Below are 13855 nucleotides of genomic sequence, written 5' to 3'. Positions count from 1 at the left end.
CCCCCAGTATTCGGGGGAGGGGTCAGGCCGCCCCACACACCCCGGACTCCTCGGCGCTCGCGTCGCTCACGCCGCCCCGAACGCCGAGAACGCCCACCCCGTCGCCTGATGCACCGAGTCCCCCGGCAGCGAGGCCCGCGCGTCGCGCAGCGCCTCCGCCATGGACGCCCCCGCACCCAGCCCCTTGTGCAGCGCGAGCATCAGCGGCACCACCGCCTCGTCGTTGACCGGCGCGCTGCACGCCACCACACCCGCTGTGCCCAGCGGCAGCAGCGCGGTGACCAGGCCGAGCAGCTCGTCCGCGCCGACCGAGGCGAGCCGGGCCGTGTCGCAGCAGGACAGGATGATCCGGTACGGGCTGCGGTCCAGGCGCTCGAAGTCGTGGACGATGAGCGGCCCGTCGGCCATCCGCAACGACGAGAACAGCGGACTGTCCGCACGGAACGTGCCGTGCGCGGCGATGTGCGCCAGCGCCGCCCCGTCCAGTTCCTCCAACACCCGCGGCACGCGCGCGTCGTCGTACTCCAGGACCGTCGCGGAGCCGTGCCGCCCGGCCAGTTCGGGCACCTCGGCGCCCCCGGTCGCGAGCCCCGGTCCGCGGACGAGCACCTGGCGTCCGCTCGGCGGCGGCGCGGTCTCCCTCGCCCGCAGCCAGCTGCTCGCCGACGGTGACACACTGAACACCCGCTCCCGCAGCGAGGGCAGCAGGGCCCACGGCACCTGGTGCAGCCGCCCCGGCGGCACCACCACGACCGGGCCGGACCCGAGTTGCGCCGCGGCCGGCCCGAGCAGCAGCTCCTCCAGCCGCCGCCCGGCCGCCTCCACCACCGGGAGCCGGGCCTCCGCCCCCGGGTGGGCCAGTCGCCTGAGCCCCGCCTGGACGTGCTCCGCCTCCCGCTCGGCGTCGGCGAGCAGTCCGCCCTCGAACCGCCGCACCCGGCCCTGCGCGCACAGCAGCACCTGGACCCGCCCGTCGAGCACGGCGAGTTCGACCAACCGGACGTCGTCACCGAGCCGTTCCAGCAGCCTGCCGGGGTCGAACCGGTAGCCGTCGCCGGGAGCGTCACCGCGCATATGGAGGGTCCGGGAGCGGATCTCCCGTTCCAGGCGCCGCTGTTCACGCTCCAGCGTCGGCACCGGCCGGCCCTCCATCCGGGAGCCCTCCGCGCGTGCCGCTATCTCCCGGAAGGCGGTGAGGTCGCTGAGCAGCGCCGGGTCGGCCGGCGGGCGGGTCGGCGGCGCGGACAGCACGGTGGCCCGCCAGCGTTCGCTCCACACCAGCAGCCGTCGCGGGCCGCCCGACGCGAGCGAGGCCCGCGCGGCGAGCCCGGCGAGCTCGGCGCCCTGCGCGGTGGCCCGCGCCCGCAGCTCCGAGGCGCCCAGGGTCGTACGGTGAGCGTCGAGCACGTCCAGGCCGCGGCGACAGGCTTCCAGCACCCGCCGGTCGGAGCCCACGGCCCGCGCCCACAGCGCCTGCGCGGCCCATCCCGTCATCCGCGCCAGCGGCGGCCCGCTGTGCCGGCTGCGGGCGGCCACCTCCAGGTGCCGTCGGGCATCCTCCCGCCACCCCAGGCCGAGCGCGATCCGGCCCGCCAGCAGTGAGGCCTCCGGGGCGGCGGGCGCGCCGAAGGAGGCCAGCCGGCCGGCGACCGCCGCCGCATCGGCGACCAGCCGGCCCGAGCCGCGCCCGGCGGCGACCCGGGCCTCGATCAGCACCAGCCGGGCGTGCGTCTCCCACCAGGTGCGCCGCTGCCCGGCGAACAGCCGTACCGCCATGTCGGCCCGCGCGATCGCGGTGTGCGCGTCCCCTGCGTGCCGGGCCGCCCGCGCGGCGGCGAGCAGCAGTTCCGCCTTGAGGGTGGACTGTCCGCCGATGCCGTCGAGGACCTTGATCGCCGCGTCCGCCTCCGCGAGCGCCTCCGGGGCGAGCCCGGCGGCCATCAGCACCTCGCAGCGCCGCACGGTGAGCATGAACGTCGGCGTGCCGAGCTTGGCGTACCGCTCCTGTGCCTCGTCGAGCAGCCGCAGCGCGGCGGGAATGTCCCCCGACCGGTAGGCGGCGAGCCCCCGGCTCTCCACCGCGTCGGCCTTGTCGTGCTCCTGGCCCGTGGTGTCCCACAGCGCCTCCGCCGCGGTGAAGTCGGCGTCCGCCCGCTCCACCGCCCCGAGCGCCAGATGCACGGTGGCCCGCAGGGTCAGTGCCCGCGCCGTCCAGATCACGTCGTCCGCCTGCCGCAGCACCGGAACCGCCCGCCGTACGTCCTCCAGCGCCGTCCGGTGATGCCCGAGCACCCAGGAGGCGTACGCCCGCCGGAACAGGACGCGCGCGCGGGTGTGCCCGCTGCTGACCTCGACACCGCGCTCCAGCGCCGCGAGCCCCTGCCGGGTGCGCCCCGCGTGCACCAGTGCCACCCCGAGCGCGGCCAGTACGTCCGCCTCCCGGTCCGCGGACTCCGAGCGGGCCGCGAGGTCGCGGGCCCGGCGCAGATGGTCCAGGGCGAGCCGCATGTCCCCCCAGTCGCGCTGCCAGATGCCGATCACCTGGTGGGCGACGGAGGCGTGCAGCGGTGAGGGATCCGAGCCGAGTACTTCCTCTGCCCTCGCCAGCGCCTGGTTGGGGGCGGCGAACACCATCGGCAGAAGTTCGAGAACCGAGTCGCTTCCCGCTGTCACTCCATGGATGGTAGTGGCCCAGGTGGCAGGCCACACCGGTTTGGCGCTGTATCAATCACCGGACCCGCGGCTCTGACTGACGACCGCCGCCTCAGTGGGAGGACACGCCATGGCACCTCAGCGATTCCACGAGCAGTTCGACCAGATCCAGCGCTCCATGCCCGACGTCCCGCTGGCACTGGGGCCCGACGACGCCTCGGAGTTCATCTACGAGAAGGGGGTCGTCCTCGCCCGCGACGGGCGCGACGCGGCGCTCGTCGAGGAGACCGTGCGCACCCACTTCACCGAGGCCACCGGTCTGACCGGCGACTACGTACAGCGGGACAGCCCCGAGACCAACCGCTCGGGCATCACCCGCATCAAGGTGGGCGACCCGGGCCACGGCGACCGGCGCGGCGACCGTGCCGTCACCCACGCCCTGCGCGCCATGAGCGAGCGCGAGGGACGCGCCGGACACCGCCTGGTCAGCCGCAACCACGTGGTGTCGATCGCGGTCAACTCCTGCCCCGGCGACGAGCCCGTGCCCGCCGCGCTCAGTCAGGGCACCAACCCGGCCCCCGCGGAAGCGGGTTACGACCCCGACACCTCCGTGGGAGTCCTGGTCGTCGACAACGGCCTCACCCACGACCACGCGCTCGTCCCCCTGCTCGCCCATGTCGAGGGCGACCTGCACGGCACCGAGACCGACGCGGCCGGCAACCTCCTCCAGTACGTCGGCCACGGCACGTTCATCGCCGGTGTCCTCGCGGCCGTCGCGCCCAACACCGACATCACCGTCCGCAACACCCTCAACGACGCGGGCGCCATCCTGGAGTCCGAGCTCGGCGAGAAGCTCTTCGAGGCGGTCGCCGACGGCTGGCCCGACATCATCAGCCTCTCCGCGGGCACCTCCAACGGCCGCCCCGACGGACTGCTCGGCCTGGACGCGTTCATGCAGGAACTGCGCGCCCACGGCACCCTGTTGGTCGCCGCGGCCGGCAACAACGCCAGCGCCACCCCCTTCTGGCCCGCCGCCTACGCCGACCTGCCCGAGTACCAGGGCGTCGTCCTGTCGGTCGGCGCGCTGCGCGGCGACGGCGAGTTCGGCGCCTGCTTCAGCAACCACGGCTCCTGGGTGAACGTCTACGCCCCCGGCGAGCGCCTCACCAGCGCCCTCACCGGCTTCGACGCACCGGTGCCCTACCTCTACCAGCACTCCACGTACGAGGCCTGCCGGTACGGCTTCACCTACGTGTGCACCTGTCAGTCCCCGTCCCACGTCGGCGTGTTGAGCGAGGACGGCAGCACCGCCAAGCCGGACCAGGTGATGTTCGAGGGGTACGCGCACTGGAGCGGCACCTCCTTCGCCACGCCGGTCGTGGCAGGTCTGGTCGCCGCCCACATGACCGCGAACAAGGAGACCGACCCCCGCGCCGCCCGGCAGCAACTGCTCTCCACGAACACGCAGTTCGCCGAAGTGCGCGGGGCGCACGTACCGGCGCTGAAGCCGGCCGGCTGGCGCCCGGTGCCGGTCGTGCAGCGCCCGGTCGGCGCATGAGGTCCGGAGTGCCCGCTTCCACGGCGTACGATGACTTGCCGTACACGAGGGGTGGGACCGTGGACCGAGCAGATGTCGGTGCGCTGGTCCAGTCCGCCGTCGACGGTGACGCGGCGGCCTGGAAGGCGCTCGTGGAAGGGCTGAGCCCACTGGTGTGGGCGGTGGTGCGCGCGCACCGGCTCTCCGACGCCGACGCGCACGAGGTGTACCAGACCGTGTGGTTCCGCTTCGCCCAGCACCTCGGGCGCATCCGCGAACCGGACAAGGCCAAGTCCTGGCTGGCGAGCACGGCACGCCACGAGTGTCTGAAGGTGCTCAAGGGCCTGAGGCGGCTGACCGTCACGGACGATCCGCGGCTCCTGGACCGGATCAGCGAGGACCGGACGCCCGAGCAGTCGTTCATCGACTCCGAGGAGGCCGCCGCCCAGAGCGAGCGCGTCCGGTACCTGTGGCAGGAGCTCGAGGAACTCGGCGAGCGCTGCCGGCAGTTGCTGCGCATCCTGATGGCCTCGCCCAAGCCCGGCTACCAGGAGGTGTCCGCCGCTCTGGGCATCGCGGTGGGCAGTATCGGACCACTGCGCCAGCGCTGCCTCAGGCGGCTGCGGGCGCGGCTCGAAGCCCGGGGGGCGGTATGAGCGACATGAACGACGACCTCGACGCCGTCTTCGACGAACAGGCGCTGCCGGACGAGGAGTTGGCCCTCGAACTGCTGGAGGAGGAGCTCCGGCAGGCGACGGCCATCCTGGACCCCGTACCGCCCGCCCTGCGGCAGATCGCCGTGGAGGCGTTCGCGCTGCACGACCTGGACTGCCGGATCGCCGAACTCGCCTTCGACTCGGTGGTGGACGCCCTGCCGGTGAGGGGAGCGACGGGGGCGCCGCGGATGCTGACCTTCCACGCGGGCGAGGTGACGGTCGACGTCGAGCTCACCCCGCAGGGCCTCATGGGACAGGTGCTGCCTCCCCAGTCGGCCCGGATCGAGGTGCTCAGCGGTCCGCAGGCGGGCTCGTCGCTCACGACCGACGACATGGGCCGCTTCACCTGCGAGGCGTCCCCCGCCGGTCCCTTCGCGCTACGGCTGAGGACCGGCGAAGGAGTCGTCGTCACCGACTGGCTGACCGTCTGAAGGATGCTCCGGGCGGGGTCAGACCAGGGCGTCCACGAGAGCGGCGAGTGCCTGCGCGAGCTTGTGGAGCCCCGGCCCGGCGGGGCCGCCCGGTTCCGTCATGTACGTGTCCCGCCGGATCTCCACCATCAGGGCGCTCACCCGGGGTTCGCGGCCGTAGAACTCCAGCGGCACATACGTCCCGCTGAACGGACTGTCCAGCCCGACCTCCCCGAACGCCTCCCGTGCCGCGGCGAGGAGTTCGGGTGGCGTGTGGAAGGAATCGGTACCGAGACAGACCGGCGGCCGCGGCCCCGCGCCGTGCAGCTCGTAGGGCAGCGGCGCGCTGGGGTAGGAGTGCACGTCGATGACGACGGCCCGCCCGGCGACGGCCAGCCGCTCGGCCACGGCGTCGGTCATCGCCCGGGCGTACGGCCGGAAGCAGCGGGCGATCAGCGGCTCGGGGTCGGTGTCCGCGGGCCGCAGCTCCTCCCGCCCCGTGGTCCTCGTGTACACGGCCCCCATCCCGACGGCGAGCATCTCCTCCCGCTCGTCCGGGAACCGCTCGGGATCGACGACCAGCCGCGAAAGCCGGTTCACGAACCGCCACGGGGTCAGCCGGGCCAGCCGGGCCGCCTCCTCGGCGAGTTCCGCGGTGTGCGCGTCGACGATGTGGTCGAGCTCCCGCTCCAACGCGGCGTCGTCCAGCACGATCCCGGCCCGTACGTCGTCCGGTATCTCCCGGGAGGAGTGCGGCACATGAAGGATCACGGGTGATTTCCCGGCGCCGGGCACGAGGTCGAACGAGGGCATACGGCTGCTCCCGGGGCGTTGTCAGTGGCGTGCTGCACCATCTCAGCATGAACATCAGGGACCGGCGGACGTCCTGCGGCGGCTGAGCGAGCAGACCGAGGCGGACCGACCCGCCGGCCTTGCCGCGCGGTACGTACCGACCCGGGCCGCCACCGAGGACGCGGACGTGGGGGAGCTGATCGGCGCGCGGGACCAGTGAGCCGCAGCCGCACGGCCGACACCTTGGGCAGCCCCACACGGCTCGGCCGCCGGACGCCGCTGGGGCCGGGGCACGCCGACCCGGCCCCGGCGGCATCAAGGCCTTACGCCTCAGCGGCAACCGGCCAGTAGCCTGCAGCCCGTGGCCCGGACCTCGCAGCCCGTGGGAGGTACCCCGTGGCCTGCAGCTCGTAGCCCGCAGCCCGCGACCTGGAGCCCGCACCCCGCTTGGGCAGCCCCGCACGGCTCGGCCGCCGGACTCCCGGCCGGGGCCCGCCGACCCGGCCCCGGCGGCATCAAGGCCTTACGCCTCAGCGGCAACCGGCCACCGGCCAGTAGCCTGCAGCCCGTGGCCCGGGCCCCGCAGCCCGTGGGAGGTACCCCGTGGCCTGCTCGTAGCCCGCAGCCCGCGACCTGGAGCCCGCACCCCGCCGCGGCCCGGGGCTCGTAGCCCGGGGCTCAGGCTGCCCTCCCGCCCCGCGCGACTCTCCCGGGCGCCCCCCGATCCCCCTCCGGACACGCCTCCGCCCCCTCCGGACACACCTCCGCCCCGGCCGGGCAGAAGCCGACCGGGGCGGAGTCGTACTGCGGGCGGGCGTCAGCTCAGGGACGCCAGGGTCTCGTTCCACGTCGTCGACGGGCGCATGACCTTCGCGGCCAGCGCCGGGTCGGGCTGGTAGTAGCCGCCGATCTCGGCCGGCTTGCCCTGGACGGCGTTGAGCTCCTCGACGATCTTCTGCTCGTTCGCGGCGAGCGTCTCGGCGAGCGGGGCGAAGGCCTTCGCCAGGTCCGCGTCGTCGGTCTGCGCGGCCAGCTCCTGGGCCCAGTACAGGGACAGGTAGAAGTGGCTGCCGCGGTTGTCGATGCCGCCGACGCGACGGGTCGGGGACTTGTCCTCGTTGAGGAAGGTCGCCGTGGCGCGGTCCAGCGTGTCGGCCAGGACCTTCGCGCGGGAGTTGCCCGTGAAGTCGGCGTACTGCTCCAGGGAGGGGACCAGCGCGAAGAACTCACCGAGGGAGTCCCAGCGCAGGTAGTTCTCCTTGACCAGCTGCTGGACGTGCTTCGGCGCGGAACCGCCGGCGCCCGTCTCGAACAGACCGCCACCCGCCATCAGCGGGACGACCGACAGCATCTTGGCGCTGGTGCCCAGCTCCAGGATGGGGAAGAGGTCGGTGAGGTAGTCACGCAGGACGTTGCCCGTCACGGAGATCGTGTCCTCGCCGCGGCGGATGCGCTCCACCGACAGCTTGGTCGCCTCGACCGGGTTCAGGATCCGGATGTCCAGGCCCTCGGTGTCGTGCTCCGCGAGGTAGGTGTTGACCTTGGCGATCAGGTTGGCGTCGTGCGCGCGGGTCTCGTCCAGCCAGAACACGGCCGGGTTGCCGGTGGCGCGGGCGCGGGTGACGGCCAGCTTCACCCAGTCGCGGATCGGGGCGTCCTTGGTCTGGCAGGCGCGGAAGATGTCGCCGGCGGAGACCGTCTGCTCGATGACGGCGTTGCCGTCCTGGTCGACCAGGCGGACGGTGCCGGTGGTCTGGATCTCGAAGGTCTTGTCGTGGGAGCCGTACTCCTCGGCCTTCTGCGCCATCAGGCCGACGTTCGGGACCGAGCCCATGGTCGAGGGGTCGTAGGCGCCGTTGGCACGGCAGTCCTCGATCACGGCCTGGTAGACACCGGCGTACGACGAGTCAGGCAGGACCGCGAGGGTGTCGGCCTCCTGGCCGTCCGGGCCCCACATGTGACCCGAGGTGCGGATCATGGCCGGCATCGAGGCGTCCACGATCACGTCGGACGGCACGTGCAGGTTGGTGATGCCCTTGTCGGAGTCGACCATCGCGAGAGCCGGGCCCTCGGCGAGCTCGGCGTCGAAGGACGCCTTGATCTCGGCGCCCTCGGGCAGGGACTCCAGGCCCTTGTAGATGCCGCCCAGACCGTCGTTCGGGGTCAGGCCGGCCGCGGCGAGCGTCGGTCCGTACTGCGCGAAGGTCTTCGGGAAGAACGCGCGCACCACGTGACCGAAGATGATCGGGTCCGAGACCTTCATCATCGTGGCCTTGAGGTGCACGGAGAACAGCACGTCCTCGGCCTTGGCGCGGGCGATCTGCGCGGTGAGGAACTCGCGCAGCGGGGCCACGTGCAGCACCGAGGCGTCGACGACCTCGCCCTCGAGGACCGGTACCGACTCGCGCAGGACCGTGGTGGAGCCGTCGTCGCCGACCAGCTCGATCCGCAGCGAGCCGGCCTCGGAGATCACGGCGGACTTCTCGGTGGAGCGGAAGTCGTCCACGCCCATGGTCGCCACGTTGGTCTTGGAGTCCGACGACCAGGCGCCCATGCGGTGCGGGTGGTTCTTGGCGTAGTTCTTGACCGAGGCGGGGGCGCGGCGGTCGGAGTTGCCCTCACGCAGGACCGGGTTCACGGCGGAGCCCTTGACCTTGTCGTAGCGGGCCTGGATGTCCCGCTCCTCGTCGGTCTTGGGGTCGTCCGGGTAGTCCGGCAGCGCGTAGCCCTGGGCCTGCAGCTCGGCGACGGCGGCCTTGAGCTGCGGGATCGACGCCGAGATGTTCGGCAGCTTGATGATGTTGGCCTCGGGCGTCTTCGCCAGCTCGCCCAGCTCGTGCAGGGCGTCCGGGATCCGCTGGTCCTCGGTCAGGTACTCCGGGAACACGGCGATGATCCGCCCGGCCAGCGAGATGTCCCGCGTCTCCACGGAGACACCCGCCTGCGAGGCGTACGCCTGGACCACCGGCAGGAAGGAATACGTCGCCAGGGCCGGGGCCTCGTCAGTGTGCGTATAGATGATGGTCGAGTCAGTCACCGGGTGCTCCGCTCCACGTCTGCAACATTGCTCGACATCAAGATATCTCGTGACGGCCCCGGTCTCGACAGCGGTCCCCGACTGCCGGCGAAGATCCCGTACATCCCCTCGGGCAACCGAAGCGTCTGATCTTGTGGTCATGCACGTTGATCGCAGTCATCCGACGGCCGGACCCGACCACCCGGCCGCCCGAGGGAAAGCAGACCATGAGATATCGCACCAGAGTGACGGCACCGGCAGCTCTGCTCGGCACCGTGGCGGCCCTGTCCGTGGCCGCCCCGGCGCACGCGGACCCGGAGACCGCCACCCCTGGCCCGGAGACCGGTACCCCTGGCCCGGAGACCCTCGGGGATCCCGTCTTCCCGGGCCTCGGCAACGACGGCTACCGCGTCTCCTCGTACGACCTCGACTTCGCGTACGACGCCTCGACCCGGCTCGTCGACGCGACGGTGACCCTGACGCTCACCACCACCCAGGAGCTGAGCCGCCTCTCCCTGGACGCGCTGGGCCTCGACGTGCACGAGGTGCTGCTCGACGGTGTCCAGGCCGCCCGGGAGCAGGCCGGCCAGAAGCTGCGGATCACCCCCGCCGCCCCGCTGGCCGCGCAGACCACGGCGACCGTGACCGTGACGTACACGGTGGACCCGCGCGCCGCCCTCGCCCCCACCGCCTGGGTGCCCACCCCGGACGGTTTCGCGGTCTGCCCCCAGCCCAACGCGGCGCACACCGTCTTCCCGTGCAACGACCACCCCTCGGACAAGGCCGACTTCACGTTCCGCGTCACGGTCCCGGCGGGTCTCAAGGGGGTCGCGAGCGGCCGGCTGGTGAGCACCGAGGACCTCGGCGACGGCCGGACCGCGTACTGCTACCGGTCCCGGGAGCCGATCGCCACGGAGCTCGTGCAGATCACGGTCGGCGACTACGTGATCAAGGACCGCCAGGGGCCGCACGGACTCCCGCTCAGGGACGTCGTCCCGACCGCCCGGGCCACCGCACTGGAGCCCGCGCTCGCCCTCACCCCGAACCTCGTGAGCTGGATCGAGCAGCGGCTCGGCGCCTTCCCCTTCGAGACGTACGGCCTGCTGCCCTGCAACAACGACGCCTCGAACGCCTTCGACTTCACGGGCCTGGAGACCCAGACCCTCACCCTGTACAAGCCGAACTTCCTGCTCCAGGCGGAGAAGAGCATCGGCTCGCACATGATGCACGAGCTGGTCCACTCCTACTTCGGCAACAGCGTGAGCCCGGCGACCTGGTCCGACCTGTGGCTCAACGAGGGCCACGCCGACTTCTACGGGCTGCTGTACCGCTACGAGCGCGGCTGGGCCGACTCCCTCGGCCTGACCACCATGGAAGCCCGTATGAAGGACACCTACGCGCGCGGCGACCAGTGGCGCAGGACCTCCGGCCCGGTCGCCGCCCCGAACGAGGCCAACCTCTTCGACAGCCAGCGCTACCTCGGCGGCGTCCTCGTCCTGTACGCGCTGCGCCAACAGGTCGGCGAAAACGTCTTCGCCGCGATCGAGTCCACCTTCCTGGGGCGCTTCCGCAACGCCTCGGCGTCGACCGCCGACTACATCGCCGTCGCCTCCGAGGTCTCCGGCGCCGACCAGTCCGGATTCCTGCGGGACTGGCTCTACGGGACGAAGACCCCGAGGATGCCCGGCCATCCGGACTGGACCGTGACGCCGGTGAGTTCGGCTCTGCGGCAGCCGCAGAGCCGCCCGAGCGCCCCGCACGACAACTCGGCCACCCTGTAGCCGACCACGGCGGGGCCGGTGCTCCCGATCAGTCCGAACGCCCGCGCGGCCACGGCGTCGCGGTGGCCCGGGCGCGGCCCGGCCCCGACTGTGCGGGGGCACCCGATCGTCGCCCCCGCAGGACCCGGCCCGGGTGCGCCGTTCCTCAAGGTCGGTCCGCTACGAACGGCACGACCTAGTCGAGCCGCGCGGCGGAGATCTCGCCCGGCTCGATCACCGTCTCCCCGCCGCGCTGGTGCGGAATCGACACCGAGCCCTGCTGCAGGGCCACGGTCCGCGTCGGCGCCGGGATCCGGATGCCCTCCTCGCGGTAGCGCTTGTGCAGCTGCTTGATGAACTCGTGCTTGATGCGGAACTGGTCGCTGAACTCGCCGACGCCCAGGATGACCGTGAAGCCGATCCGCGAGTCGCCGAAGGTGTGGAAGCGGACCAGCGGCTCGTGCTCCGGGACCGCGCCCTCGATCCGCGTCATGACGTCGGTGACGACCTCGCAGGTGACCCGCTCGACATGGTCCAGATCGCTGTCGTACGCCACCCCGACCTGGACCAGGATCGTCAACTGCTGCTCGGGACGCATGAAGTTGGTCATGTTCGTCTTGGCGAGCTCGCCATTGGGGACGACGATCAGGTTGTTGGAGAGCGCTCGGACCGTCGTCTGACGCCAGTTGATGTCCTCGACGTACCCCTCCTCGCCGCTGGCCAGCCGGATGTAGTCACCGGGCTGGACCGTCTTGGAGGCGAGGATGTGGATGCCCGCGAAGAGGTTGGCGAGCGTGTCCTGGAGGGCCAGCGCGACCGCGAGACCGCCGACGCCCAGGGCGGTGAGCATGGGCGCTATGGAGATGCCGAGGGTCTGGAGCACGACCAGGAAACCGATCGCCATGACCAGCACCCGGGTGATGTTGACGAAGATCGTGGCCGATCCGGCGACCCCGGAACGGGACGTGGTGACCGTCCGCACGAGCCCCGCGACCAGCCGGGCCGCCGCCACCGTGACGACGAAGATCAGCAGCACGGTCAGCACCTGGTTGACCGTGCGCTGGACCCCCTTGGTCAGCGGCAGCGCCGCCGCGGCGACGGCGATGCCGCCCGCGATCGCCGCCGAGGGGACCACCGTCCGCAGCGCGGCCACGAGGACGTCGTCGCCGCCCCACTTGGTGCGGTCCGCGTGCTTGCCCAGCCACTTGAGCAGCATGCGCAGCAGGAAGGCCGCCACCAGACCGGCGACCACGGCGATGCCGGCGCCGACCATGTCGTCCATGGTGAGATCCCGTTGAAATGCCGTCACGTTGCCACCTGTTCGAAAATTGCGGGAAGTGCGATCGCGTCGGCCGTGTGAAGGTTCCGTGGCCGACGCGACCGCTCATCCTGCCGTATCCGACACGGGAGTTCGTACCGGGCAGGGGGCCGGATCGCCGGGTTTCAGACGATGCCCTCGGCGAGTTCGGCCTGCTCCCGGTCCGAGTACGCGGCCGTCGTGGGCGTTCCGTACGAACGCCGGGCCACGAACCACCACACCGTGGCGAGAAGCAGGACGACGGCCAGGGCCACGGAGGCGTAGTTCATCGTGTCCACCGTCACCGGCGAGGACTGCGGCAGGCAGAACAGCACCGTCACACAGGCCACCCACACCACGGCCGTCCATCCGATGGGCTTGCTCCACCTGCCCAGGCTCCACGGACCCGGCTGAAAACGACTCCCCGCGCGCAGCCGCAGGAACACGGGAATGGCGTACGCGGGTGTGATGCCGATGACGTTGATCGCGGTCACCGCGCCGTACGCGGTCGCGGAGTAGAGCGAGGGCACGGCGAGCACCCCGGCGACGACGACCGCCAGCCACACGGCGGCGACCGGCGTCTGGGTGCGGGCGCTGACCTTCCGCCAGAGCGCGGACCCCGGCAGGGCCTTGTCGCGGCTGAAGGCGAACACCATCCGGCTGGCCGCGGCCACCTCGGCGTTGCCGCAGAACAGCTGCGCCACGATCACCACGACGAGCAGCGCGCTGGCGCCGTCGGTGCCGAGCCCGTCGAGCAGGATCTGGGCCGGCGGCACCCCGGTCGCGCTGGCCCGCGTGGCGTCGTAGTCCTGGATCGCGAAGGTGAGCCCCGCGAGCAGCACGAACCCGGCGATCCACGACACCCAGATCGCCCGCACGATGCCCTTGGCCGCGGACACCGAGGCGTTGGAGGTCTCCTCGGACAGGTGGGCGGAGGCGTCGTAGCCGGAGAAGGTGTACTGCGCGAGCAGCAGGCCGATCGCCGCCACGTAGACCGGGTTGTGCCAGCCGGTGTCGTTGACGAACTCCGTGAACACGAACGACGGCGACCGGTGGCTGTCCGGGACGATCCACAGGGCGCCGACGATCACCGCCACACCGGCCAGGTGCCACCACACGCTGATCGAGTTGAGCACGGAGACCAGCCGGACGCCGAACAGGTTCAGCACGGCGTGCAGTAAGAGGATCGCCACGAAGATCAGCATGGTCTTCCCCGGTGTCGGCTCGAAGCCCCACTGGAGGTTGGCGAACGCGCCCGCGAACAGGGCGGCGCCGTAGTCGATGCCGGCGATCGCGCCGAGCAGCCCGAGCAGGTTCAGCCACCCCGTGTACCAGCCCCAGCGGCGCCCGCCGAGCCGGTCCGCCATGTAGTACAGGGCGCCGGACGTCGGATACGCGCTGGTGACCTCGGCCAGCGCGAGTCCCACGCACAGCACGAAGAGGCCGACGCCGGCCCAGCCCCACAGCATCACCGCGGGGCCGCCCGCGGCCATGCCGAAGCCGTACAGGGTCATGCAGCCGGACAGGATCGAGATCACCGAGAAGCTGATCGCGAAGTTCCCGAAGCCGCCCATGCGCCGGGCGAGCACGGGCCGGTAGCCGAGTTCGCGCAGTCGCTGTTCCTCGTCGGGCTGCGGGACTTCCGGGGATATCGACGGTTCGGACGACATACGGA

Annotated in this window: 9 protein-coding genes; 4 read left to right on the top strand and 5 right to left on the bottom strand. The window is 72.0% G+C overall.

What is annotated here, in order from left to right; translation table 11 throughout:
• Positions 1–66: 66 nt before the first annotated feature.
• Positions 67–2634: a CHAT domain-containing protein gene (locus tag RKD20_RS05660; protein ID WP_424883152.1), complete on the bottom strand. Its 2568-nt coding sequence runs from the start codon at positions 2632–2634 to the stop codon at positions 67–69.
• A gap of 148 nt (positions 2635–2782) precedes the next feature.
• On the opposite strand from RKD20_RS05660, the gene RKD20_RS05655 reads away from it, so the two are divergent.
• Genes RKD20_RS05655 through RKD20_RS05645 form a run of 3 tightly spaced genes read left to right on the top strand, consistent with a single transcriptional unit; the run spans position 2783 to position 5336 of the window.
• A complete protein-coding gene (locus RKD20_RS05655; protein WP_424876698.1) occupies positions 2783–4210 on the top strand; it encodes a S8/S53 family peptidase in 1428 nt (475 codons plus the stop codon).
• A gap of 59 nt (positions 4211–4269) precedes the next feature.
• Positions 4270–4845 (top strand): RNA polymerase sigma factor, encoded by a 576-nt coding sequence (locus RKD20_RS05650; RefSeq protein WP_424876697.1) that lies wholly within the window; start codon positions 4270–4272, stop codon positions 4843–4845.
• Positions 4846–4850: 5 nt separating this feature from the next.
• A complete protein-coding gene (locus RKD20_RS05645; RefSeq protein WP_424883151.1) occupies positions 4851–5336 on the top strand; it encodes a hypothetical protein in 486 nt (161 codons plus the stop codon).
• 18 nt (positions 5337–5354) lie between these two features.
• Here RKD20_RS05645 and RKD20_RS05640 read toward each other — a convergent pair whose 3' ends face one another.
• Both RKD20_RS05640 and RKD20_RS05635 read right to left on the bottom strand, forming a co-directional pair.
• Positions 5355–6128 carry an N-formylglutamate amidohydrolase gene (locus tag RKD20_RS05640; RefSeq protein WP_424876696.1) on the bottom strand — a complete coding sequence of 258 codons (774 nt, stop codon included), beginning with the start codon at positions 6126–6128 and terminating at the stop codon, positions 5355–5357.
• A 796-nt stretch (positions 6129–6924) separates the two neighbouring features.
• On the bottom strand, positions 6925–9144 hold the full coding sequence (locus tag RKD20_RS05635) for an NADP-dependent isocitrate dehydrogenase (protein WP_424876695.1): 2220 nt from the start codon (positions 9142–9144) through the stop codon (positions 6925–6927).
• 206 nt (positions 9145–9350) lie between these two features.
• Here RKD20_RS05635 and RKD20_RS05630 point away from each other — a divergent pair, with 206 nt between their 5' ends.
• Positions 9351–10904, top strand: a complete 1554-nt coding sequence (locus RKD20_RS05630) for a M1 family metallopeptidase (protein WP_424876694.1) — start codon at positions 9351–9353, stop codon at positions 10902–10904.
• A gap of 175 nt (positions 10905–11079) precedes the next feature.
• Here the strand turns inward: RKD20_RS05630 and RKD20_RS05625 are convergent, their stop codons facing one another.
• Positions 11080–12165, bottom strand: a complete 1086-nt coding sequence (locus tag RKD20_RS05625) for a mechanosensitive ion channel family protein (protein WP_424883150.1) — start codon at positions 12163–12165, stop codon at positions 11080–11082.
• A gap of 161 nt (positions 12166–12326) precedes the next feature.
• Positions 12327–13850: an amino acid permease gene (locus RKD20_RS05620; protein WP_424876693.1), complete on the bottom strand. Its 1524-nt coding sequence runs from the start codon at positions 13848–13850 to the stop codon at positions 12327–12329.
• Positions 13851–13855: the final 5 nt, after the last annotated feature.

It is taken from the genome of Streptomyces sp. SLBN-8D4 (assembly GCF_049739545.1).
Lineage (GTDB): Bacteria > Actinomycetota > Actinomycetes > Streptomycetales > Streptomycetaceae > Streptomyces > Streptomyces canus_C.
Note: the sequence above shows the minus strand (reverse complement) of the source record. Positions and strands in the feature narration are given on the sequence as shown.

Excerpts from the sequence above, each read along its gene's own strand:
- RKD20_RS05625 (WP_424883150.1), bottom strand. The coding sequence starts at position 12,165 with ATGGACGACATGGTCGGCGCCGGCATCGCCGTGGTCGCCGGTCTGGTG.
- RKD20_RS05645 (WP_424883151.1), top strand. The coding sequence starts at position 4,851 with ATGAACGACGACCTCGACGCCGTCTTCGACGAACAGGCGCTGCCGGAC.
- RKD20_RS05620 (WP_424876693.1), bottom strand. The coding sequence starts at position 13,850 with ATGTCGTCCGAACCGTCGATATCCCCGGAAGTCCCGCAGCCCGACGAG.
- RKD20_RS05655 (WP_424876698.1), top strand. The coding sequence starts at position 2,783 with ATGGCACCTCAGCGATTCCACGAGCAGTTCGACCAGATCCAGCGCTCC.
- RKD20_RS05660 (WP_424883152.1), bottom strand. The coding sequence starts at position 2,634 with ATGGTGTTCGCCGCCCCCAACCAGGCGCTGGCGAGGGCAGAGGAAGTA.
- RKD20_RS05630 (WP_424876694.1), top strand. The coding sequence starts at position 9,351 with ATGAGATATCGCACCAGAGTGACGGCACCGGCAGCTCTGCTCGGCACC.
- RKD20_RS05640 (WP_424876696.1), bottom strand. The coding sequence starts at position 6,128 with ATGCCCTCGTTCGACCTCGTGCCCGGCGCCGGGAAATCACCCGTGATC.